20 protein-coding genes and 1 tRNA gene are annotated in these 24,391 nt (G+C 44.0%); 17 read left to right on the top strand and 4 right to left on the bottom strand.

The genetic code is table 11. The features are described from left to right. Positions 1 to 89: 89 nt before the first annotated feature. From AC23P2_RS17640 to AC23P2_RS17620, 5 genes are read left to right on the top strand one after another with little or no spacing between them, the layout of a single operon-like run. Positions 90 to 1,961, top strand: a complete 1,872-nt coding sequence (locus tag AC23P2_RS17640; RefSeq protein ID WP_487774418.1) for an FG-GAP-like repeat-containing protein — start codon at positions 90 to 92, stop codon at positions 1,959 to 1,961. 56 nt (positions 1,962 to 2,017) lie between these two features. Next, positions 2,018 to 3,925, top strand: a complete 1,908-nt coding sequence (locus AC23P2_RS17635) for a RecQ family ATP-dependent DNA helicase (RefSeq protein WP_487774416.1) — start codon at positions 2,018 to 2,020, stop codon at positions 3,923 to 3,925. Between the two features lie 53 nt (positions 3,926 to 3,978). Continuing rightward, positions 3,979 to 4,227, top strand: coding sequence for a DUF433 domain-containing protein (locus tag AC23P2_RS17630; RefSeq protein ID WP_487774415.1), 249 nt, complete (start codon positions 3,979 to 3,981; stop codon positions 4,225 to 4,227). Continuing rightward, a complete protein-coding gene (locus AC23P2_RS17625; protein WP_487774414.1) occupies positions 4,224 to 4,586 on the top strand; it encodes a DUF5615 family PIN-like protein in 363 nt (120 codons plus the stop codon). The genes AC23P2_RS17630 and AC23P2_RS17625 overlap by 4 nt, the downstream gene beginning before the upstream one ends. Further along, the gene (locus AC23P2_RS17620; RefSeq protein WP_487774413.1) at positions 4,583 to 5,554 is read left to right on the top strand and encodes a Smr/MutS family protein; all 972 of its coding nucleotides are present in this window, start codon (positions 4,583 to 4,585) and stop codon (positions 5,552 to 5,554) included. The genes AC23P2_RS17625 and AC23P2_RS17620 overlap by 4 nt, the downstream gene beginning before the upstream one ends. A 47-nt stretch (positions 5,555 to 5,601) precedes the next feature. Here the strand turns inward: AC23P2_RS17620 and AC23P2_RS17615 are convergent, their stop codons facing one another. Further along, positions 5,602 to 5,946 carry a transmembrane 220 family protein gene (locus AC23P2_RS17615; RefSeq protein WP_487774412.1) on the bottom strand — a complete coding sequence of 115 codons (345 nt, stop codon included), beginning with the start codon at positions 5,944 to 5,946 and terminating at the stop codon, positions 5,602 to 5,604. A gap of 87 nt (positions 5,947 to 6,033) precedes the next feature. On the opposite strand from AC23P2_RS17615, the gene AC23P2_RS17610 reads away from it, so the two are divergent. Both AC23P2_RS17610 and AC23P2_RS17605 read left to right on the top strand, forming a co-directional pair. After that, positions 6,034 to 7,941, top strand: a complete 1,908-nt coding sequence (locus tag AC23P2_RS17610) for a M14 family metallopeptidase (protein ID WP_487774411.1) — start codon at positions 6,034 to 6,036, stop codon at positions 7,939 to 7,941. Between the two features lie 109 nt (positions 7,942 to 8,050). Continuing rightward, complete coding sequence (locus AC23P2_RS17605) at positions 8,051 to 8,521, top strand: hypothetical protein (RefSeq protein ID WP_487774410.1); 471 nt, start codon at positions 8,051 to 8,053, stop codon at positions 8,519 to 8,521. A 198-nt stretch (positions 8,522 to 8,719) separates the two neighbouring features. On the opposite strand, the gene AC23P2_RS17600 is transcribed toward AC23P2_RS17605, so the two are convergent. Together AC23P2_RS17600 and AC23P2_RS17595 are read right to left on the bottom strand one after the other, a co-directional pair. After that, complete coding sequence (locus AC23P2_RS17600; protein WP_487774409.1) at positions 8,720 to 9,418, bottom strand: TerC family protein; 699 nt, start codon at positions 9,416 to 9,418, stop codon at positions 8,720 to 8,722. A gap of 52 nt (positions 9,419 to 9,470) precedes the next feature. Continuing rightward, positions 9,471 to 11,615, bottom strand: coding sequence for a S9 family peptidase (locus AC23P2_RS17595; RefSeq protein WP_487774408.1), 2,145 nt, complete (start codon positions 11,613 to 11,615; stop codon positions 9,471 to 9,473). 186 nt (positions 11,616 to 11,801) lie between these two features. Between AC23P2_RS17595 and AC23P2_RS17590 the strand changes: the two genes are divergently transcribed. From AC23P2_RS17590 to AC23P2_RS17550, 9 genes are all read left to right on the top strand, one after another. After that, positions 11,802 to 12,956, top strand: coding sequence for a DUF4249 domain-containing protein (locus tag AC23P2_RS17590; RefSeq protein WP_487774407.1), 1,155 nt, complete (start codon positions 11,802 to 11,804; stop codon positions 12,954 to 12,956). Between the two features lie 2 nt (positions 12,957 to 12,958). Next, positions 12,959 to 15,376, top strand: a complete 2,418-nt coding sequence (locus tag AC23P2_RS17585) for a TonB-dependent receptor (RefSeq protein WP_487774406.1) — start codon at positions 12,959 to 12,961, stop codon at positions 15,374 to 15,376. A gap of 117 nt (positions 15,377 to 15,493) precedes the next feature. Continuing rightward, entirely contained in the window at positions 15,494 to 17,656 is a 2,163-nt protein-coding gene (locus tag AC23P2_RS17580; protein ID WP_487774405.1) for a 3-hydroxyacyl-CoA dehydrogenase NAD-binding domain-containing protein, read from the top strand. 175 nt (positions 17,657 to 17,831) lie between these two features. Further along, positions 17,832 to 17,908: transfer RNA gene (locus AC23P2_RS17575), tRNA-Arg, on the top strand. 127 nt (positions 17,909 to 18,035) lie between these two features. Beyond that, positions 18,036 to 18,536 (top strand): AlbA family DNA-binding domain-containing protein, encoded by a 501-nt coding sequence (locus AC23P2_RS17570; protein ID WP_487774404.1) that lies wholly within the window; start codon positions 18,036 to 18,038, stop codon positions 18,534 to 18,536. A gap of 4 nt (positions 18,537 to 18,540) precedes the next feature. Next, on the top strand, positions 18,541 to 18,810 hold the full coding sequence (locus tag AC23P2_RS17565; RefSeq protein ID WP_487774403.1) for a hypothetical protein: 270 nt from the start codon (positions 18,541 to 18,543) through the stop codon (positions 18,808 to 18,810). Then, complete coding sequence (locus AC23P2_RS17560; protein WP_487774417.1) at positions 18,795 to 19,337, top strand: ATP-binding protein; 543 nt, start codon at positions 18,795 to 18,797, stop codon at positions 19,335 to 19,337. The genes AC23P2_RS17565 and AC23P2_RS17560 overlap by 16 nt, the downstream gene beginning before the upstream one ends. Positions 19,338 to 19,360: 23 nt before the next feature. After that, positions 19,361 to 20,041: an alpha/beta fold hydrolase gene (locus AC23P2_RS17555; protein WP_487774402.1), complete on the top strand. Its 681-nt coding sequence runs from the start codon at positions 19,361 to 19,363 to the stop codon at positions 20,039 to 20,041. 60 nt (positions 20,042 to 20,101) lie between these two features. Further along, the gene (locus tag AC23P2_RS17550; protein WP_487774401.1) at positions 20,102 to 20,413 is read left to right on the top strand and encodes an alpha/beta fold hydrolase; all 312 of its coding nucleotides are present in this window, start codon (positions 20,102 to 20,104) and stop codon (positions 20,411 to 20,413) included. 174 nt (positions 20,414 to 20,587) lie between these two features. Here AC23P2_RS17550 and AC23P2_RS17545 read toward each other — a convergent pair whose 3' ends face one another. Continuing rightward, positions 20,588 to 22,861 (bottom strand): aconitate hydratase, encoded by a 2,274-nt coding sequence (locus AC23P2_RS17545; RefSeq protein ID WP_487774400.1) that lies wholly within the window; start codon positions 22,859 to 22,861, stop codon positions 20,588 to 20,590. Positions 22,862 to 23,112: 251 nt separating this feature from the next. On the opposite strand from AC23P2_RS17545, the gene AC23P2_RS17540 reads away from it, so the two are divergent. Next, a complete protein-coding gene (locus AC23P2_RS17540) occupies positions 23,113 to 24,351 on the top strand; it encodes a NupC/NupG family nucleoside CNT transporter (protein ID WP_487774399.1) in 1,239 nt (412 codons plus the stop codon). Positions 24,352 to 24,391 lie beyond the last annotated feature (40 nt).

Raw genomic sequence — 24,391 nt, 5'->3', positions numbered from 1 at the left:
AAATGAATCGGAATATCATTCAAAATATCGAATCTGTCCTACAAGGCTCTTTTCAATGGGCTACCTAAACAGTTACGTTTTTTTTAGTTATTGCAAGCATTTCTCTAGCATTTGCGCAAGCCCCTGTCATTACTGATTTTAATCCTAAAAAAGGCCCCATCGGAACAGAAGTAACTTTTGTTGGAACAGGTTTTCATCTGGCTCCTGATAGCAATATCGTTTATTTTGGGGCGACTAAAGCTAAAGTTCTTCAGGCATCTGCTAATCAACTAATTGTAAATGTTCCTAACGGTGCGTCTCCTCAATACCCTACCGTCACAAATAGTCAAAATGGCCTTACAGGCTATGCTGCAAAAATTTTTGATGTAACCTTCAAAGGTTCACTAAATTTCCTGCCCTATACAAAGCTTAGCTCAAATGGTTCTAGCCCAGTTGCTGTACAAATTGTTGACTTCAATAATGACGGAAAACCAGATGTTCATGTTACCAATTATGGTCAAAGAGCTCCCATTCAGTACTCAACCTCGACTATATTCAAAAATTTGACTGGTTCAAATTTAATTAATTTAGGAAACCCGAGGATTTTGTCCATACCTAACACTACCGAATCGTCTAATGTTGGTGACTTAGATGGGGATGGAATGATTGACATCGTTTTTTATACTGGTAAACCTTATTTAAAAAACATTTCAAAAATTGATACTATCAACTTCTCTCCTTTATCTTTTATTAATTTAAATACGGATAGTTGGAGTAATGAATCTGTGGTAATTGACTTAGATAATGATGGAAAGCCTGAAATTGTTGGAGCTTCTCCGTTCAATAGTATAATGGTTTACCGTAATAATTCTACCGTAGGCACTATTAATTTTTCAGAAGTATTGACCTTCAATACTGGGGCTAGTAGTTATAATATTTGCGTCGGCGATTTGGACGGCGATTCTAAAGCCGACGTTGCCCTCTATAATTCTTCCAACATTTCAGTCCTTAGAAATACAAGTTCAGCACCTGGACAAATCAGCTTTGCTCCATTTATTAGCTTCCCCAAAACTCCAGATGTATATAACTATGGTGCCAGATATGCTATTAAAATGGAAGACTTAGATGGTGACGGAAAACTGGATTTAGCGGTCTCAAATGGAGGTGGCTATACGGTCTCTGTTCTGAGAAATACTTCAACAATTGGCGCGATAAATTTTGCCCCGAAAATTGACTTCACTGTTGGTTTTAGTCCTTATTCTGTTTCCATTGGGGATGTCGATGGTGATGGTAAACCTGAATTAGTGTCTGCCAACCAAGGGTCGTACTCTTTGTCAATTTTACGCAATCTATCTACGCCTGGTACGATAAATTTTGCCCCAAAAAATGATGTAACAGTCGAACAACAACCGTACGCCGTTGCTATTGGTGATTTGAATATGGATGGCAAAACTGACCTTGTAGCAGCCACCGCTGGCACTATTTCCATCTTACAACAAACCTCTACCACCAAAGGAAGTTTATACGCCAATGGCCCTTTTTGTGGTTCGGGGATGGGGAAACTTACTTTTTTAGGCGCTGCAGGAAGTGGCCCCTATACAATCGTATATAACGACGGAGTAGCTAACCGAACGGTCACTAACGTATTCAGTGGAATACCCTTCAACACAACTACGGCCCCTGTCAATTCTACAACCACCTATCGGCTTGTTTCCGTTACAAACCCCGACAATTCGGTACAAACAAGCGGTTTTGACATTGATACAGCTACTATTACTATTCAGAGCCCACCTGCCAATGTCAATGTAACCACCGATTATTCTTCTGGGAATTACCTTATTTCTGCTGGAAATATATCAGCGAATAACAAAATTACCAATGCAAATGTCGAATACAAAGCCACTCAATCAGTCATTTTGGCTCCAGGGTTTTCAGCCGTTGGTAATGTCTTCAAAGCATCAATCGGGAATGCATGTAATTAAGACAACACGTATTTCCGCCCCAACTGTTACCTTTGCGTTTCGTTTGGAGTAAGGGTATGATTCACGATATTTTAAAACAGTACTGGAACTACGATTCATTTCGTCCATTACAAGAAGATATTATTCAAAGTATTTTGTCGGGGCGAGATACGCTCGCGTTGCTCCCGACAGGCGGGGGAAAGTCGGTGTGTTTTCAAGTTCCTGCATTGGCCAAGGAAGGCGTTTGTATTGTCGTTACGCCATTGATTGCCCTCATGAAAGACCAAGTGGAGCAACTCAAGCGGCGGCGTATCATGGCGGCAGCGATTTATTCGGGGATGAACTGGCACGAAATCGACATCGTACTTGACAATTGTATTCACGGCACGACCAAGTTCCTGTACGTTTCGCCCGAACGCTTACGAACTGATATTTTTTTGGCGCGGGTAAAACAAATGAAAATTTCGCTTCTCGCCATCGACGAAGCGCACTGTATTTCGCAGTGGGGGTATGACTTTCGTCCAGCCTATTTACAAATTGCCGCTTTTCGGGCATTGATTCCTACCGTTCCGCTCATCGCATTGACAGCTTCGGCTACCGACCCCGTCAAGAAGGATATTTGTGAGAAATTGGAAATGCGCGAACCTGCCATTTTCCAATCTACCTTTGCCCGCTCCAATTTGTCGTATTCTGCTTTTTTTGAAGAAAATAAAGACGCTCGGCTGCTTCGTATCTTGCAAAATGTGCAAGGTAGCTCCATCATCTACGTCCGCAACCGCCGACGCACCAAAGAAGTGGCTGATTGGCTCAATCGTAACGGTATCCGTGCCGATTTTTACCACGCAGGTGTACCCAATAAACAGCGCAGCGAAAAGCAAGAAGCTTGGATTCGGAATCGTTCGCGGGTAATGGTCGCCACCAATGCTTTTGGTATGGGTATCGACAAACCCGACGTGCGCTCCGTCATTCATATTGACTTACCCGATACCCTCGAAGCGTACTACCAAGAAGCTGGCCGTGCTGGTCGTGACGGGTTAAAAGCCTATGCCGTTGCGCTGTATTCCCAAAAAGACCTAGAAGAACTTCAACGCAATGTCGAGCAAAAATACCCCCCCATCGACTTTTTGCGGAGGGTTTATCAGGCATTGTCAAACTATTACCAAATCCCCGTCGGAGGTGGCGAATTTGAAAGTTTCGACTTTGATTTACAAGACTTTACGGGCACCTTTGGGCTTCCTTTATCAGAAACGCACTTTGCCATTAAGTTGCTTGAAGATGAAGGATTTGTGCAACTTAGCGAAGCCTATAACAGTTCGTCGAAAGTCCACATTATCGTCGATAATCGTGCGTTATACGATTTACAACTCAAACATCCTCAGTACGATAGCTTTATAAAACTGCTACTTAGAATGTACGGAGGCGAACTGTTTACGCAGTTTGTCCATATCTCCGAAACCGCCATTGGCCAAAAACATTACACCATGGAAACCGATGTGGTCAAACTTCTACAAGGACTCCATGACCTTGGCATGATTGTCTATGACAAACAGCGAGTTAAGCCCCAATTTGGCTTTGCTACTCCCCGCTTCGATGCCTCCCAAATGCCCATTAACGCCCTGGCGATTGAGGAAAAGCACCAGACTGATTTGCAACGAATTGCAGCCGTGATTAGTTACGTTCAACAAAAAAACCGTTGCCGCACGCAATTACTTCAAAACTATTTTGGCGAACCAAGCGACGCCGATTGCGGCATTTGCGATAATTGTTTGGCCAAAAAGAAAAAAGCTGCTTCTCCCGCCGAACACGCCCCCATTCGGGCTGAAATACTGCGTTTGTTAAAACTCAGCCCCTTAAGTCCTCAACAACTGGTAGCCGCCTTTGGCTTAAAAAACGAACAAATCGCTATCGCAACCCTGCGGGAACTATTAGAAGACGAAGTCGTTTTGTATGAAAGTGAAGGAAGAATACGACTAAAGGAGTCATGAAGCTTCAAAAAACAAGTTACTTTTGTAATGAACGCGTTTAATAACTATTCAACATGAACTGGCAAGACTATATTTATTCAACTCCTGAAATCTTAAACGGAAGACCTGTTTTTAGAGGTACAAGGCTCTCCGTAGAGTTTGTGTTAGAGCGTTTGAGCGAAGGCTGGTCAGAACAAATGATTATTGAAAACTACCCTCGTCTGAGTCATGAATCCATTTTGGCCGTTTATGCTTTTATGCTTCAAATGGCAAAAGACGGGCTGTTGTATATGCCACCTTCTACTTTTCAGCAAGCATCATGAAGTTGAAATGGATAGCCGATGAAAATTTCCCTTTCGCATCTTACAAATTATTAAAACAAGAAGGTTGGGATATTATCCATATTGCAGAAGAAAACGCTAGTGTGTCGGACACTGAAGTAATTCAAATTGCCAATACCCAACAACGTATTATTCTTACATTTGACAGTGATTTTGGGACACTCATTTTCAAAAATGATTACAAAACTATTGGAGTAATTTATTTTCGTTTACCTCAGTTTGATCCTAAATACCCCGCACAAATCCTGTTAAATTTAATTCAGTCAGGTTTTCAAACATTTTTATTCCATTTCACAGTCATAAGCGACGACGGAATAAGACAACGCATTCTAACACAATGAACATAGGCGATAAAGTCCGATTAATCCATTCCAAAGAAGAGGGTATCGTTACCCGAATTTTACCCAACAACGTCATCGAAATCGAAATCGAAGACGGTTTTCGTTTGCCCGTTTTAAAGCGCGAATTGGCCGTAGTTTCAGCGGCTGAAGCACAGGCATTTCGTACGGTAAAACCCCAACCTACTCCCGATAAAGCTACCGATAGCCGCCCCACGGGCATTCGTGCCGAAAAGGGGATTTTTATGGCGTTTGTTCCGCTCAATGACCGCGAAATTGTTCTCCATCTCGTCAATAATACCGACTGGGATTTACCTTACTCGCTCACTACTCCCACCGAACGCCATCAGCGAGGAATTTCGGGTGGGTATCTCAAAGCCAAAAGTGCCATTAAGGTTCACGAGTTACTCATCAAAGACTTTGAAGACTGGGGCACGTTTGTGTTTCATTGCCTCTATTTTACCGTAGGGTTTTCACCAGAAAGAGCACCTTTGAGCAAACGTATTAAGTTTAGGGCAAATACTTTTTTCAAAAACAAACGCAAAGCGCCAATCCTTGAAAAGGACGCTTACCTCTTTCAGCTCGACGCTGACGAAAAGTTAGACCAGCCGCTCAACGCGCAGGTGTTGAAAGAAAAGATGATGGAGAAAAACGAACCAGAACCTACTGTTTCTCAACCTATTGAGCGCCCTTCTTCGGTCGTTGATTTGCACATTGAAAAACTAACGCGTGATTTTTTGGCATTGAGCAACAACGAAATGATTTCGATTCAATTAAAAACGTTTGAACAACAACTCGAAAAGGCCATCGCAAGTGGCATGGACGAAATTACGTTTATTCATGGCGTTGGGAACGGAGTTTTGCGTACTGAACTCCACCGCCGAATGAGCAAGCACAAAAACGTAAAGTTTTACGAAGACGCTCAAAAAGAGAAGTTTGGCTACGGAGCCACTAAGGTAAAAATCAAATAAGGTGTCCAACCTTCCCGAAAGTTTGAAACTTTCGGGAAGGTAAATTTCTAATCCCTCAAAAAGCCCAAAATAACCATTCCTATTCCACTAATGGCCAAGCCCAACGACTCACGGGCTAATTCAATATTGATGGATCTCATCGACATTTCTCCCCAAAATACGCCTTCGTACTTAGGTGGCCACTGCTGAAACGCTGCCAAAAAGTAAGCCCCTGCCAAAATAAAAAATACGTAACGATTAGGGGCTTTCCCAAAAAATATACTCAAACAAGCCGCTACTACAATCCCATAAATCGGCATCCACAGCTGCGGGTCGGGGTCGTTGTACTGCACTACAACAAAATACGAAAATAATATCGCTAATACCAGCGACACGGCTTTTTTTAGGTTCATTTTTATTGGTTAGGTTAAACGTAAAATACACTGATTTTTGGCCAAAAATAGCTAATTTGCCCATTCAACAACACTTCATAAAATCCAATGAAAAACCTTTCTACTCTTTCTCTCCTACTGATTTCTGTCAGTATTTGGGCACAAAGACCTTATTACCCCGAACCAAAATGGCCTGAACAAGACACTGCTAACAAATTCTACACCGTTAAGGGTGAACGGCATGGCGTGAGTTTTTTTAAAAAACATTACTTCAAAGACGTCCAATACACCCCCTCCGACAAACTCGCTTTTGACGTTTACCACTCGCCCGATGTGATGTATCATTGGTACCGAAAATGGGCTGAACAATACCCCAATCTCGTTGATTTATACGAAGTTGCCAAAAGTTATGAAGGACGCCCAATTCTTCAAATGACCCTCACAAATAAAAAAACGGGCAAACATACCGACAAGCCCGCTGCTTACTTTGAAGCAGGACGCCACAGCGGTGAAGTAACCAGCAGTGAGGCCATTTTGTGGCTCACCAAACACCTACTCGACAACTACGGCAAAGACGCCGCCATCACCAAGTTGATTGATACAAAAACCATTTACCTTCGCCCCGAAAATAACCCCGATGGGTCAACGATGTATTTGTTTTCGGCCCAACGCAACCGCAGTACTGTACATCCCAAAGACGATGACCGCGACGGTTTGCTCGACGAAGACCCCGAGGAAGACCTCGATGGTGATGGGGTAATTTATCAGATTCGTAAAAAAGCCGTTACAAAAGCCGAAAAAGAAAAGGCTGACTTTATCCTAGACCCGCGCGATTCTCGCTTGATGAAACGCGTGCAAGAAGGCAAAGGAGAATGGCTCGTCTATACCGAAGGCATTGACAATGACGGCGATGGCAAGTACAACGAAGACGGGATTGGCGGCCTCGACAATCACCGCAACTACCCCGAAAACTGGCGTCCCGACCAAGGCGGCGACCTCACTGGTCGAGGCTATACCCAAGGCGGAGCAGGTGAGTATCCGTTGAGCGAGATTGAAACCCGTTCCACCGTACTATGGCTGCTCCAACATCCCAATATTTCAGTAGTCAATTCGATGGATACCCGCGTGCCTATGCACTTGCGCCCACCATCAACGTCGAAAAGTGAAGAAAGTATGTTTCCCGCTGACCTTGCTATCTACAAACACATGGACAGCCTAGGACTATCGCACACCAACTACCCTTGGGCGGGCGATGTGTATTATACCTATGCCACGCGCAGCAAAACCGACCGCGTCACGGGTGATCCTTCCAAGCCTCAGCCGCTGTTTGGCCACGGCCCTGATTTTGGGTATTTTTATTACGGTTCAATCTGGTACGGCGATGAACTTTGGAACGGTGGCGCCATGAAAGATTACGATAAAGATGGCCAATACGACGAATATGACGGCCTAATGTGGGACGATGAAGCCAACAAAAAGAACGGTTTCAAGCCTTGGTCTAAACTTACACATCCCGTGTTGGGCGAAGTAGAAATTGGCGGTTTTCACCCTAAATTTTTTGCGCAAAACGGCCCCGCTTGGAACTTGGAAACCTGGATTTCGAAACAATCGCTCTTCAACTTAGGCATGGCACTGGAGCTTCCACAGGTAGAGTTCAAAGACGTATCAGTGAAAGCCCTTCCCAACAAAGAATACGAAATTCGAGTTAAATGGAGTAACACTGGAAAACTTCCCGTGGCGTTGGAACAGGCCAAACGCGTCAAAATCGTTCAGGAAGACCGCCTTACCCTCGACATTGATAAAAACTTGTTGAAAGGTTTTGAAGAAGCAAAAGTAGTTATTACACAACCAACCTTATTTGATAAAACCATTTTTGCGGGTTATACCGCTCCAAACGAAACCAAAGAGGGAATTTTTCGCGTAAAACTTAACCAAACAGGGAGTGTTAAAGCCAAAATTAAACTGCTTTCAACGCGGGGAGGTTATCAAGAAAAAGAAATTGTGATTGGACAATAGTTTTATTTCATTTTGGCCAATACTTTTTCTAACGACAAGTTATTGGCCAAAATTTCCAGTCTTTTCAAAAACCTAACTACATCTTTCGCCCACCTAAACTAATAAATTTATGTCAATCAAAAATTTATCTTCTCAAATTGAGCTTAGCAATACCCCTAAATTAGAAGCTACTTACAACCAATTTGATACGTTACTCATTGAGTTAAGAAAGAAAGAAATTCCTTCCCAGCTCATCGACCGTATCAATACGGAAGTAAACGAAATCAACTCATTCACGGGTTCGGGAGCAAATTTTGGGAAATTTATTAAAATGAAGCAATCAAAAATCATCAACCTGTTGGCCAAAGAAGTTAAGATTGTTCCTAAAAAGTATTATCAAACCCTTTGGATGAGCACGGGCATGGCGGCGATTGGCCTTCCTATTGGCGTTGCGATAGGGACGGCTACCAAAAACATGGGGCTCTTAGGGCTGGGGTTACCCATTGGGCTGGGTTTGGGAGTAGTTCTCGGTAGTAGAATGGACGTAAAAGCCGCCAAAGAAAATCGTCAGTTGAATATTGAGTTGACTAAAAACTTTTAAGCAAAAAAGACTTTCCAAGTTTGTTCGTTACACAACAGTTAAACTTGGAAAGCCTAAATAAAAAACTTTCCAAGCTTGTTCGTTACACAACAGTTAAACTTGGAAAGTCTAAATAAAAAACTTTCCAAGTTTGTTCGTTACACAACAGTTAAACTTGGAAAGTCTAAATAAAAAACTTTCCAAGTTTAAGATACCTTTTTAATCCTTCTGTGGCTTAATCGTTTTCATTTGGATTATATCCACCAAAAAGGCAAATGCCATCGAGAAATAGATATATCCTTTAGGAATTTTAAAATGAAAACCTTCGGCTAACAATGCCACGCCAATCATCATTAAAAAGCAGAGTGCCAATATTTTGAAGGATGGATGCTTTCTGATAAACTCACTTATGGGCTTTGAGGCAACCAACATAATACCCACCGTAACGATAACCGCCGTGTACATCACCCAAAGCTCCTGAACCATTCCAACTGCCGTAATAATAGAGTCGATAGAAAACACCAAATCCAGCACAATAACCTCTGCAAGTAACTGATTGAAGGTACTTTTTTTAGCAGTTAGAGCTGTGTCATTTTTATTAGCTTCTGTTTTATGGTAAATTTCTTTGGTACTTTTATAAAGAAGAAACAATCCTCCACCAATCAAAATCAGCCCTTTCCCTGAAAAAGGAATATCTAGTAGGGTGAATAACGTTTGGTCTAATTTTAAAATCCAAGAAATAAAAGCCAATAAACATAGGCGCATTACCATGGCCAAGCCAATTCCCCAAACCCTAAGCTTATTCCTCTGATTTTCGGGTAATTTATCAGCTAAAATGGATATAAATATGATATTATCAATCCCAAGAATAACTTCTAGGGCAATAAGTGAAATCAAAGGAATTACTACATCAAGCATTTTAATTGATTATTTAGTGGTTGGATAACTAAAAATAAAACAGCAAAGCAATCTATTGACCAATTCCCAATCGACTAAGGATAAAGGCGTAGTTAAAGGCTTCGTCTTTGAGGTAATCAAAACGCCCCGTCGAACCACCGTGGCCTGAATCCATGTTGGTCTTGAGCAGAACTACATTTTGGTCAGTTTTAAGGGTACGAATTTTGGCGACCCATTTGGCAGGTTCATGAAAACCAACTTGCGAGTCATTTAAACCACCCGTAGCCAAAATGTTGGGATAACTCCCTTTTTTGAGGTTATCGTAAGGTGAGTACGTCATGATATAATCGTAATCAGCTTTTACGTTGGGGTTGCCCCATTGTTCGTATTCTTGGGTCGTCAGTGGAAGGTTAGGATCAAGCATGGTATTAATCACATCCACAAAAGGTACTTCTGCCACTACTACTTTAAACAAATCAGGACGTAGGTTGGTCACTGCTCCTACCAACAAGCCCCCCGCACTTCCACCGTTGATGGCCAGTTTTTCGGGAGATGTATATTTATCCTTTATGAGGTGCTCAGCGCAGGCAATAAAATCGGTGAACGTGTTCATTTTTTTCTGCAATTTCCCGTCTTCGTACCATTGTTCGCCCAAGTCAGACCCACCACGAATCTGCGCAATGACATAGACAAACCCACGGTTGACCAAGCTAAAGACGTTGGCATTGAAGCCCGCATCCGACGAATACCCGTACGAACCATACGAATACAACAAACAAGGGTTCGTCCCGTCGAGGGTTATTCCTTTTTTGTGAACTACAGCCATCGGTACTTTAACACCATCTTTCGCCGTCGCCCAAAGTCGTTTTACTTCATATTCGTCAGGATTAAAGCCGCTTGGCACTTCACGTTCTTTGAGCTTTGTGCTAGTGTTGGTCAACATATCGTAGTCGTAGGTCGTGGTAGGGCGGTTGAGCGAAGTATAAGCGTAACGGAATTTCGTCGAACTAAAATCAGGCGTACCCATCGGATAGGCGGTATAGACAGGTTCGGGAAACGAAATCGTTTTGCTATTGCCCGTTGTCAATTCCCGTACCTGCATCTCTAGCAACCCATTGATTCGTTTGGTGATAATCATATACTTTTCAAAAATATCTATCCCTTCGATTTTTGCTTTGGGGTCATGTGCAACAATCTCCTTCCAAGTACTGCGATTTTGGTATCCTTCCTTGGGCAATTCGTATATCTTTTGGTTTTTGTTTTGCGGGTCTTTCCACGACACATAGTAATGCGCAGGGTGGTCGGTAAGGTTGTATTCAACATCTTTTTGACGTGGCAAAAACAGCGTAAACTTTCCATTGGGCTGGTCAGCGGGCAGGATTCGGGTATCGCTGCTGGTAAAGCTTCCCGACTGAATCGCAATGATGCGTTTGGTTTTGGAACGACCTACATAGCAGTTAAATAACTCGTCTTTTTCTTCATATACCAATTCGTCTTTGGCTTTGCTTCCGACTACATGTTTATAAATTTTGTGCGAACGAAGGGCAGCATTAGGCACCGAATAAAACACTGTTTGGTTATCAGCTGCCCAAGCAAGGCTACCTCCCATGCGACTGATAACGTCGGGTAGATCTTTACCCGTTTGTAAGTCACGGAAACGAAGCTCAAACTCCGCATAAGAACCTGTCGTGTTGCTGACGTAAGCCGCGATGTTGTTGTTGTCGCTTACTTCATAACCACCCATGATGAATGCGCCCTTGCCTTCAGCCATTTTGTTTTCGTCAAAAATGACCTCCTCGGCGGCGTCAAGGCTGCCTTTTTTGCGACAATGAACGCTGTATTGTTGGCCTTTTCCAACGCGAGAATAGTAAAAATAGCCATTGTCGAACGACGGCACCGACTGATCTTCTTCTTTGATGCGGCCCTTCATTTCGTCAAAAAGCGTTTTTTGAAGCGCTTTGGTTGAAGCCATCACCGTATCAGCATAGGCATTTTCAGCTTTTAGATAAGCAATTGTTTCAGGGTTCTTTTTGTCTTTGAGCCAATAGTAGTCGTCCACGCGCTGATAGCCGTGGTTGGTAAAAGTTTGGGGCTTTTTGGCGGCAACGGGAGCGGCAGGAAATTCGGCTTGGGTGAGAACTTTTGTTTGTTCGGGAGTGGTTTTGCACGCTCCCAAAGCCAAACATACCACTAGGGTGCTGGGAATGAGGTTTTTCATCGAAAATGGTTTTTAGAATTTGGGGGTAATTTACACAATGGAACTGCCATTTCCCAACGAAAAAAGTGAGCCTCTTCCCATCCATTCATCTATAAAATAACCTGATTAGTCTGCACATTGTAGTAAAATAAAAAGACTGAATAAGATATTCCTCAGAAAACTCATCTTAAAATCTTACATTTAAAAATGTTTTTACCAAGAGCCATCACCTTTATTGTTCTCTGTTTGCTGTGGGTTTCGTGCGTTGAAGTCTATGAGGTAAACTATCATTTCAATTCGGATGTCATCACAGTGGATGGATTCGTAACCAATGGATACGGTCTGACTGTCACCTTAAAAACGGCTCGTTCAGAAAATGCCACCTATTATTCAGTCCCACTGCGAAATTGTGAAGTCGAAGTCAGAGTAGGCGACGGTTCGGTTGTAAAACTAACCGAATACGAAAGTGGCGTCTATACAGCACCAGCTACTTTTAATGGCCAAGTCGGTCAAACCTACCAATTACATTTCCGAACCCCCACTGGAAAAGTATATGAGTCAGAAAAAGAGCAGCTGAGGGCATCCCCTGAAATTGATAAAATCTACCACAAATACAACCGTGACGGCATCCTGGACCGCACAGGAAAACGCGTTGCTTTTTCTTCGTTAGATGTTTACGTTGATTTTAAAGACCCCGCCAATGAGCGCAACTTCTATTTGTGGCGCTGGACAGACTACGAAGAGCAAGGCTTATGTGCCACTTGCGAAGGCGGAAAACTGGACTCAAAAACTTTCGTGTGTATTCCTGAGCGTAACAGTCGGATGATATACGACTATCGATGTGATGCACCTTGTTGGGAGATTTTTTACAGTAATGAAATTACCGTCTTTTCGGATATTTATTCCAATGGTCGCCAAGTTCAGGCCCAACAAGTTGCTAAAATTCCGTTCTATTCTATGGGGGGGGGATTTGCCAATCGGGCAGCGCTGGTCGAAATCCAGCAATTATCCATTTCTCCTAATGCCTACGAATATTACAAACTCCTACGAGACCAAGCCCAGAATACTGGTAATCTGACCGATACTCCTCCCTCTGCAATTATCGGCAATGTTAGAAACATAGATGACAGTACCGAAGAAGTAGTTGGCTATTTCGGGACGGCAGGAGTGGCAAAATCCCGCCATTTTATTGACAAACGCCCTTATTCTAACGCTTATAAGTACCTTATGCTTGGCCGAGAGCCTTCTCTTGAACCAGATTCACCCCCTATGCCACCTTTGTTTGAGTCCAGGCCGCCCTTGGCACCTTGTGTTAAAAGTAATACCCGAACCCCAACTCGCCCCGAAGGATGGCTTTTGTAAAAATGAAAATAAGGCTACTTTTTTTTCTCTGGCTAATCGCAGGAATAGGGATGGCGGCGGCCCAACAACGCGTCAAACAAGCCCCCACCCGACCATTTGAACTGAGTGGCATCGTTAGAGATTCGCTGACGGGCGAACTTATCAGCAATGCCGCTATTCGCCTAAACTTTGACAAATCGGGTCTTTATACCGATTCTACAGGAACCTTCACCATCATGCTTAGTGAAGCCGAATACACCTTAGTTATCAGCCGATTAGGATACCGACCACACCGCCTAAAATTTAGGCTTGATCAAAATATTCGCTTGGATGTAAAACTTCTCAACGTGGCAAAAGAGCTGGAAGAGGTCGTTATTTCGACCCAAGCGGTGGACCAAAATGTTGCTCGTCCACTGCTGGGAGTGACACAGCTAAACATAAAAACTATCAAACGCCTCCCTGCTATTATGGGAGAAGTAGATGTACTGCGAAGTCTGCAAATGCTACCTGGGGTCACTTCGGTGGGGGAAGCCTCCAACGGCGTCAATATCAGGGGTGGTGCCGTTGATCAAAACCTTATTTTACTCGACGACGCCCCGATTTTTAACCCCACCCACTTGTTTGGGCTATTTTCTGTTTTTCCGCCCGATGCTGTTTCGAGCATGGAATTATACAAAGGCACTTCCCCCGCTCGGTTTGGCGGGCGTGCAGCATCAGTGCTTGATATTTCAATGGCTAATCCATCATTGGATAAATTTAAACTCCAAGGTGGCATCAGTTTCGTTGCCAACCGTTTGACCGCCGAAATTCCTCTGGTCAAAGAAAAAGTGGGGTTATTGATAACAGGACGCGGGGCATTCAACGATTTTGCGTTTCAGTGGGGGCCTCAAAAATTAAAAAACATTCGGGCAAGTTTTGGGGATGCCGCCGCCAAGCTCTTTTGGAAAATCAATGATAAAAACACCTTTTCATTGTCCAATTATTACAGCACCGATTTCTTCCAAACCGACCTGCTAGGTGGCATCAACAACATCAACTCTGTTTCTACTCAATACGCTTATAACACCCTCAATTTTACCGCTCGCTGGTTTCATGCTTTTCATGACCGACTCAACGTGCAAACCACCGCCGTTTTTAGCCAATATCGTCCCACCATCCTTTTACCCGAACTCAACAGCGATAATAAAGTAACAATTGGCTCCGAAATCCTTCAGCGCCAAGCAAAGACCAATTTTAACTATACCCCAAACAAAGACCACAAAATAGAATTTGGGGCAAACATGACCCATTATCAGCTACAGCCTGGCAACCTTAACCCTGGCGTCAACGACCGCGTAAATCCCCTGCGTGTACCCACCGAATATGGACTTGAGCTGGCATTACACGCCGAAGATGAAATCACTCTAAATCCCAAAACAACTGTTTCGGTAGGACTGCGTTATTCGTATTTTATGGCTTTAGGCCCCGCCGCTGTGCGTTCGTACACCGACGGTAGCCCAAAATCCGAAGCCAGCATCATCGACTCCACTTTTTACGGAAGCGGCAAATCCCTCCAAACCTACGGAGGTTTTGAGCCACGCGTGGGATTACGCTATAACATCAACGAACTGTCGTCGGTAAAGTTTGGCTACAACCTCATGCGTCAATATTTACAAGTAGTCTCCAACACCACCACTCCCCTTCCCACGTCGCGTTGGAAAATGAGTGATGCCCACATTCGGCCGCAAGTGAGTCAGTTGTGGACAATTGGTTATTTCAAAAATCTTAAAAATAACATCTATGAATTTTCAGTAGAAGCTTACTACCGCGCCACCCAAAACGTACTAGACTTTAAACCTGGTGCCGATTTTTTGTTGCAAAATTACATCGAGACCCAGGTATTGCAGGGTCGTAGCAAATCGTACGGCTTAGAATTAATGCTCACCAAGAAACGAGGCGAAATGACGGGTTGGGTCAACTATACCTACTCAAGGGTATTTAATTTGGTGGATGAAGGCCCACGTTTTAGCGAACGTATCAACGATGGCAAATGGTATCCTGCCAACTTCGACCGCCCACACAACGTCAATATGTCGCTCAATTTCAGCGAGAATAAATACCACAGCCTCTCTTTGACTTTTACCTACGGCACAGGTCGCCCTTACACCATTCCCAATGGCTTTGTGAGCTTCCAAGGAAAAGCCTACCCCTACTATGCCGAGCGCAACCAAGGCCGAATCAAAGACTACCATCGGCTTGATTTTTCGTGGCAAATCAACAACCCTTCACTCAAAGATAAACGTTGGATTGGGAGCTGGATTTTTACCGTATATAACCTCTACGGGCGCAAAAATCAGTACTCGGTATTTTTGAAAACCCAAGGAACTGCCTATACCGCCTATCAGCTTCAAATTTTTGCCTCCCCAATTGTATCTTTGGCATACAATTTCAAGTTTATGTAGTGAAGTACAACGAACAGATTAAACGCATTAAAAACGAAGTAGCCTCAGCGAGGCTAAACCTTTGTAGAAATATAGGGACAAAGCCCCCCAGCCCCATTCATTTTTAACCAACAACCAATGGCCATTGATTATTCAATAAAAGACGGGGTAGCGATGATTGTGTGGAACATGACAAGCTCCCCCATGAACGTCCTCAACGACGACTCTGTTCCTGCCTTTGGAGAAGCACTCGAAAAAGCCTTCTCCGATGCTGAGGTAAAAGGAATCGTCATCACATCCTCCAAGCCCGAGTTTGTGGCAGGAGCTGACCTAAAAATGATTTTGCGCAACCAAGGAGGCGACCCTGCCGAAATGCTCAAAATCTCCGCAGGACTTAACGAACTTTTTCGCCGCATCGAAACCAATGGCAAACCCGTAGTCGCTGCCATCAATGGCACAGCCCTGGGCGGAGGACTGGAAATATGTCTAGCTTGCCATTACCGAGTCGCCCTCAATAACCCCAAATCCAAACTAGGACTTCCCGAAGTAAAAGTTGGGCTACTCCCTGGGGCAGGTGGTACGCAACGATTGCCGCGCATGATCGGAATGCAGGCCGCTTTACCATTGATTTTGGAAGGCAAAGAACTCTCCCCCAAAGATGCTTTAGGCATGGGCATTGTCGATGCCGTAGCCGAAACCCGCGAAGAAATGCTAGAAAAGGCTTTTTCGTGGATTGCAGCCAATCCAAAACCGCTAAAACCTTGGGACGAAATCAATAAAAAAACGGGTAAAATTCAGGCAAAAGACAACTATAAAGTGCCTAATGGCGCGGTTTTGAGCCCCGTCGGAATGCAAACTTTTACAGTAGGCACGGCGATGATGATGGACAAATCAAAAGGCAATTATCCTTCAACGCAGCACATCATGTCGTGTGTTTACGAAGGATTGTTGGTCAACATCGACCGAGGTATTGCCATTGAAGCCCGTCATTTTGTGAAAGTTGCTACCTCCAAAGAAGCAGGCAATTTGATTAGAACCATGTTCTTGGGCTTAAACGAAGCCAACAAAGGCGCAAGCCGTCCCAAAGACATGGCCAAAACCGACGTAAAAAAATTGGGTGTTTTGGGTGCGGGCATGATGGGTGCGGGCATTGCCTACGTAAGTGCGCTGGCGGGCATCGAAGTCATTTTAAAAGACGTCAGTCAAGATGCGGCTGAAAAAGGCAAGGACTACGCGCGTGGCTTGTTAAAAAAAGCGGTAGAGCGCGGCAAATTCGACGCCTTGAAAGCCGAAGGCGTATTGGACTTAATCAAACCAACAGCCAACGCCGATGACTTGGCGGGTAGCGATCTAATCATCGAAGCCGTCTTTGAAAACCGTGAGCTAAAAGCCGCCGTCACGCAAGAAGCCGAACCTCAATTAGTAAATAACGGCGTATTTGCCTCCAATACATCCACCTTGCCCATCACGGGCCTTGCCAAAGCCTCGACGAATCCTGCAAATTTCATTGGCATACACTTCTTTTCTCCCGTCGATAAAATGATGTTGGTGGAATTGATTGTCGGCAAAGAAACTTCTGACTATGCCCTAGCAGTGGCGATAGATTATACCCGTAAAATCAAAAAAACGCCGATTGTTGTCAACGACTCGCGCGGTTTTTATACTTCGCGCTGTTTTGGCACTTACACTTCCGAAGGAATGGAGTTACTTAAAGACGGCGTCAACCCTGTCCTGATTGAAAACGCAGGAAAACTGGCAGGAATGCCCGTTGGGCCGTTGGCAGTCTCAGACGAAGTAGCACTCGATTTGGTATATAAAATCGCGAGACAAGCCGTTAAAGACGGGGTACTGGCTGAAACTGATACTAGCTACCAAATTGGGAAACAATTTACTGAAATGGGGCGCTTAGGTAAAAAAGCCAAAGCAGGGTTCTACGAATACCCCGAAGGCGGTCAAAAACACCTATGGGAAGGTCTAGCGGAATTATTCCCTGCCAATGCCCAACAGCCTGCCTTGGAAGAAGTAAAAACCCGTTTGTTGTACCGTCAGGCGATAGAAACGGTACGGTGCTTTGAAGAAGGCGTGATACGAACGCGCCTTGACGCCGATTTGGGGTCGATTCTCGGCTGGGGCTTCCCTCCGTACACGGGCGGCACACTCTCTTTTGTTGACTACGTGGGCATTTCCACCTTCGTATCCGAATGCGACCGTCTTGCCGAAATATACGGGGAGCGCTTCCGTCCCACCCCCAAATTACGAGCAATGGCGACAGCGGGCGAAGGCTTTGTTGAAAAAAAGTAGATTTTTTTTTATTTTTTTCAACACTTATCTTTCTGAGAAGCAGGGCGTTTAGCTCAAAAACGCAGGTTTGACAAAAAATATTTTCAAAAAAAATCAAAAAAAGGCTTGACAAAGGGGTGAAATACCCCTACCTTTGCATTCCCAAAACAACGGGAAATAAGTAAAAAAATAACACGGTTGCGTAGCTCAATTGGATAGAGCATCTGACTACGGATCAGAAGGTTTGGGGTTCGAATCCCTACGTGACCACCAAAAGCCCTCAAATTTCGCTAATTTGAGGGCTTTTTCTTGCCCAAAATCTGCTTACGTACGGACAAGTTACCCTTGCTGTTGTCAATTTATTCCCAATATTTACTATCTTAATAATCTTCCAAATAAGATGGCCGCCGAAAATCAAAATACGGAATGGAAAGAATCATGGCGTGACGAATACCTAAAGTGGATATGCGGATTTGCTAATGCACAAGGAGGTACTATTGCCATTGGCAAGAATGACAGTGGTTGCATTGTGGGCGTACCAGATGCTGACAAACTTATGGAAGATATCCCTAACAAAGTGCGGGATGTGCTCGGAATTGTGGTAGATGTAAACCTTCACCAGCAAGACGGCCTAGAATTTATTGAAATAACTGTTGACCCTTATCCCTACCCTGTCAATTACAAAGGACAATACCACTATCGCAGCGGCAGCACCAAGCAAGAATTGAAAGGCGCAGCCCTCAACAAATTTATCCTCCAAAAAACAGGCCGTCACTGGGACAGTGTGCCCATCCCTAATGTCACTATCAACGACCTTGAGAGTAGGGCGTTTGAAAATTTTCGAAAAAGAGCCTCTCGTTCCAAACGTGTCGAAAAAATAGGTCTTGGAAGCCAGCAATGAAACATTGATAGAGCATTTAAGGCTATTTGAAAATCAGCACATCAAACGTGCAGCTGTATTGCTTTTCCATCCTGATCCTGAAAAGTACATCACAGGGGCTTATATCAAAATTGTTTTTTTTGAAAATGAAGTTGATTTGTTATATCAAGATGAAGTTCACGGAACGCTTTTTGAGCAAGTCGAAAAAACAATGGACTTACTTTTGACTAAGTATATGCGAGCCATTGTGAGTTATGAAGGCATTGGACGTATCGAAACATACCCTTTTCCCTAGCCCTGCGCGAAGCCCTGCTCAATGCCGTAGCGCACAAAGATTACAGCAGCTGTAATCCCATTCAAATCAAAGTCTATGATCATAAGCTTTCATTGTGGAATACGGGTCATATTCCAGAAGGATGGAGTGTGGAGAAGTTTTTGAATATTCATTCCTTCAGCCCCAATAATCCCGATATTGCCAATACATTTTTCAGAGCGGGAATGATAGAATCTTGGGGAAGGGGGATTTATAAAATTCTCAACGAATGTGCAAAAGCAAATGTACCAGCCCCTACCTATGAATTTTATTGGGGCGGGATTGAAGTGCATTTTACGTCGGTGAAAACGTCGGTGAAAACGTCGGTGAAAACGTCGGTGAAAATCTTGGCATTAATGAGAGAAAACCCTGAAATAACAATTCCTGCATTGGCCAAAGAAACAGAAATAGCCATTCGCTCAGTAGAACGAGCTATTGAGAAACTTAAAAAAGAAAATAAAATCGAACGGATTGGCCCCGACAATGGCGGTTACTGGAAGGTATTATAATCTTTTGTCAGCTTTTTCACACCATGCGTCTATTTATCTTCCTTTTGTTTTTTGCCAGTTTTCCCCTCTTACTATGGTCGCAAAGCAGCCCTTCTCAGCCAGTTAATATCAAAGCTAGGTACGATAGTGCTCGGGTAGCGTTTACACAATTTGAGCAAAAACACGGCGGGTTCGTACAAACCAAAAACGTAAAAATGCACTACCTAGAATGGGGAAACCCTCGACATACGCCCTTTATTTGGGTGCATGGTAGCTTCACCAACGCCTACGAATTTGCTGACCTCGCAAAAGAATTGGTGCAAAAAGGGTATTACGTCATTGCGATTGATTATTACGGTCACGGCCAAACACCCATTCCTACCCATGACGTCTCGTTGTACCACGTCGCCGACGATATTAAAACCTTGATGTCGGTCAAAAAACTGTCTAAAGCAGTCATTGGGGGCTGGTCGAGGGGAGGGTTTATTGCCTCGGCATTTTATGGTGCTTATCCCGAAAAAGTGTTAGGATTGGTACTCGAAGACGGCGGGTCGGTAGCTACCAATACCCACTATCACCAACTACCTGATAGTACGTTGGATACGCAAGTAAAAAGTATATTTACAAATAGATTCTCCGCTGCGACGTTCGACACAGAGTTTGAGGCTTACAAAGCTTACTACGATTATTCGTCGTCGGGCACACAATTTGAACTGTTGGCCTAGCTAGGAAAGGATTCTGAGGGCAAATGGACGATTGGAGCGGGTGTCGAGAAGCTATTTCACATGCGCAACGAGGTTGAGTTCAAAGAAACCATTTTACGCCCTACCAAAGCATCTTTATTTGGAAATTCAATGTCACTCATTGAACCCCAAATTATTTATAGAAATTTGCACGTTCCCCTCCTTATCATCGACCCAATTTCTCCCAAAGATCTTTTCCCTTTTGAGAAAGAAAATGCCGCTTTACAGCAGCTACATCCCACGCTTATCACCCATAAGATTTATCCAAATACAGGACACAATGTCCATTATGAGAAGCCAAAAGAGTTTATGGATGATTTAACGGCGTTTTTGAAAAGGGTTTCTGCGCGTTAGAAAACCTTCCAAGTTTGAACGTAATTTAATCACTAAACTTGGAAGGTTTATAAAAGCAAAAAACCTTCCAAGTTTAAACGTAATTCAATTACTAAACTTGGAAGGTCTGTAAAAGAAAAAGACTTCCCAAGTTGCCAATAGTGAAATTGTCAAACTTGGGAAGTCTAGATAATATTAATTTCCTGCTACTTGCGCACGAATGATATTAAGAGCCGCACCTGCTTTGAACCACTCGATTTGTTGTTCATTGTAGGTATGGTTTACCGTAATTTCATCTTTTGAGCCATCAGCATGGTTAAGCACCAACGTAAGTGACTTGCCTGGCGCAAATTCTGTCAATCCAACGATGTCGATTGAATCGTCTTCTTGGATTTTATCATAATCTGCTTTATCCGCAAACGTCAACGCCAACATTCCTTGTTTCTTCAAGTTCGTTTCGTGGATACGGGCAAACGATTTTACCAATACTGCACGAACTCCCAAGTGGCGTGGCTCCATCGCCGCGTGCTCGCGTGACGAACCCTCACCGTAGTTTTCATCTCCAACTACAATCGTGCCGATTCCAGCCGCTTTATATCCACGTTGAGTCGCTGGCACTGGCCCGTACTCTCCTGTTAATTGACTTTTTACATTGTCGGTTTTCTCATTGAAGAAGTTAACCGCACCAATCAACAAGTTATTAGAAATGTTATCCAAGTGACCACGGTACTTCAACCACGGCCCAGCCATTGAGATGTGGTCAGTTGTACACTTGCCTTTGGCTTTGATCAACAATTTCAAACCTTTAAGGTCAGTACCTTCCCAAGCCGCAAATGGATCGAGCAACTGCAAGCGATTTGACGTTGGTGAAACCGCTACTTGAATACCGCTACCGTCTTCGGCTGGTGCTTGGTATCCTGCATCCTCTACGTCAAAACCACGCGGTGGCAATTCATCTCCCGTTGGCGCGTCTAAAGTTACTTGCTCGCCATTTTCGTTGATAAGTGTATCCGTCAATGGGTTGAAAGTCAAATCACCCGCAATGGCCAGCGCAGTCACCAATTCTGGAGAAGCTACAAACGCCAACGTGTTAGGGTTACCATCGGCACGTTTGGCAAAGTTACGGTTGAATGAGTGAACGATGGTGTTACGCTCTTGCTTTTCAGCGCCTACCCGTGCCCACATACCGATACAAGGTCCGCAAGCGTTAGCAAATACTTTCGCGCCGATTTCGTCGAATGTTTCGAGGAATCCATCACGCTCAATCGTGTAGCGAACTTGCTCTGAACCTGGTGTAATGGTAAATTCAGCCTTGGTTTTAAGATTTTTAGAGGCTACTTGTTTTGCCAATGAAGCCGCACGAGCGATGTCTTCGTACGACGAGTTGGTACAAGAACCAATCAAACCTACCTCAACTTTTGTTGGCCAGCCGTTGGCCGCAGCGGCTTCTTTCATCTTAGAAATTGGCGTAGCCAAATCTGGCGTGAAAGGCCCGTTCAAGTGTGGCTCAAGGTCCGAAAGGTTAATTTCGATTACTTGATCGAAGTATTTCTCTGGTTCATCGTAAACGCCTGCATCCGCAGTGAGGTGTTCTTTTACCGAGTTAGCAAGGTCAGCAACGGCGTCACGGCCTGTAGCGCGCAAATAGCGCTCCATCGACTCGTCGTAAGCAAACGTCGAAGTCGTTGCTCCGATTTCAGCACCCATGTTACAGATAGTACCTTTACCCGTACATGACATCGAAGTGGCTCCTTCGCCGAAGTATTCTACGATAGCACCCGTTCCACCTTTTACGGTAAGAATACCAGCTACTTTCAAGATGACGTCTTTTGGAGAAGTCCAGCCATTGAGTTTACCTGTCAATTTAACCCCGATTAATTTAGGGAATTTAAGCTCCCAAGGAAGGCCCGCCATTACGTCGCACGCATCGGCACCACCTACCCCAATAGCAATCATACCCAAACCACCCGCGTTTACGGTGTGTGAGTCGGTACCAATCATCATACCGCCTGGGAAAGCGTAGTTTTCAATCACAACTTGGTGAATGATACCCGCGCCTGCTTTCCAGAAGCCGATGCCGTATTTATTAGAAACCGACGATAAGAAATCATACACTTCTTGGTTTTCAACTACCGCTTTACCTAAGTCTTCCGAAGACCCAACTTGAGCAGTAATTAAGTGGTCACAGTGTACAGTTGAAGGAACTGCTACTTTCGGACGGCCAGCCTGCATAAATTGCAACAAGGCCATCTGAGCAGTGGCATCTTGCATAGCTACACGGTCGGGTCCGAAGTCAACGTATGATTTGCCGCGCTCATAAACTGTAGTGGCATCACCTTGGGTAAGGTGAGCGTACAAAATTTTCTCTGTGTAGGTCAAAGGACGTCCTACTACGTTACGAGCCGCCTCCACTCGTTCACCGAGTTTTGCGTAGAGGCCCTGCATCATATCTAAATCGAATAACGCCATGGTATTAATATAGGATGAGTTAATTTTCCAGCCATAAAACTACAAACTGTAAAGCAAAATACCCTAAAATTCTTGCTAAATAGTTGTAGAAAGTCCTACTATCGTTGAAATTTTACCCCAATTTGGGGCAAATTAAGGGAGTATTTTTTGGAAAAAGGGCGAAGAATTACCAAAAAACAAATGCCCTTCCTATCTTTACTCGCTTGATTCAATCAACTTTAAACCTAACTATAAGTCACCAAATACACTTCATGGAACGTTTTACTGGACTCATTGGTATCGTTTTTATCTTGGGCATTGCTTATGCCATGTCTAACAACCGCAAAGCCATCAACTATCGTACGGTTAGCGTTGGGCTTGGTTTGCAGTTTGGCTTGGCCGTATTTATTTTAAAAACGACCATCGGACAAAACATTTTCGACTGGCTAGGACGTGCTGTCCAAAAAACGTTGAGCTTCTCTGACAAAGGAGCTGAGTTTGTGTTTAGTCCTTTGGTCAATGCCACCGTTCTCAGTAAGGCATTTGGTGAAAACAACAGTTTTATCTTTTTCTTTAGCATCATTCCTACCATCATTTTTGTAGCGGTATTGGTCAATATGCTCTATCACATTGGTCTGATGCAGCGCATTGTGGCAGTATTGGCACGGCTTATGAAATGGTTGATGGGGGTCAGCGGTGCGGAAGCTTTGTCAAACGTTGCCTCGGCATTTGTGGGACAAGTGGAAGCCCAAATCATGATTAAGCCTTATTTAAAAGGGATGACCAACTCTGAGCTTTTGGCTTCCATGACGGGTAGCTTTGCTTGTATTGCGGGCGGGGTTATGGCAACGTATATTAAATTAGGTGTGCCTGCTCCTTACTTAATTGCGGCCAGTCTGATGGCTGCACCAGGGGCATTGGTAATTGCCAAAATTGTATTTCCAGAAACAGAAACTTCTGAAACAAAAGGAGTTGTAAAATTAGAAATCAAAAAAGCCCACGCCAATCTTCTCGATGCCATTGCAGCGGGTGCCAGCGAAGGACTTAAAGTTGGCTTCAACGTTGTGGCAATGTTGATTGGTTTTATCGCTTTGATTGGCCTCCTCGACTATTGCCTTGGCAAAGCAGGCGGTTTATTTGCCTTCCCACAACTAAGCCTCGATTTCCTTTTGGGTAAAGTCTTCTCCGTATTTGCTTGGGCAATGGGTGTCCCAGCCAAAGACGTAGAAGCAGCGGGTTCGTTGATGGGCACCAAAATGGTTATTAACGAGTTTGTCGCCTACCTTGACCTCGTAAAAATCAAAGAGTCACTCGACCCCAAAACGATTGCGATTGCCAGTTTCGCACTTTGTGGTTTTGCCAATTTTAGTTCTATCGCCATTCAAGTTGGAGGCATCAGTGAGTTGGCTCCGAGTCGTCGTTCTGACTTGGCACGTTTAGGCTTTAAAGCCCTGATATGTGGCACATTAGCCTCTTATATGTCGGCAACAATTGCGGGACTATTATTTTAATACTTTTCACTGTTCAACTTTCCGAAAGTTGTAACTTTCG

This window comes from Runella sp. R0.1_18, assembly GCF_057652155.1.
Note: the sequence above shows the minus strand (reverse complement) of the source record. Positions and strands in the feature narration are given on the sequence as shown.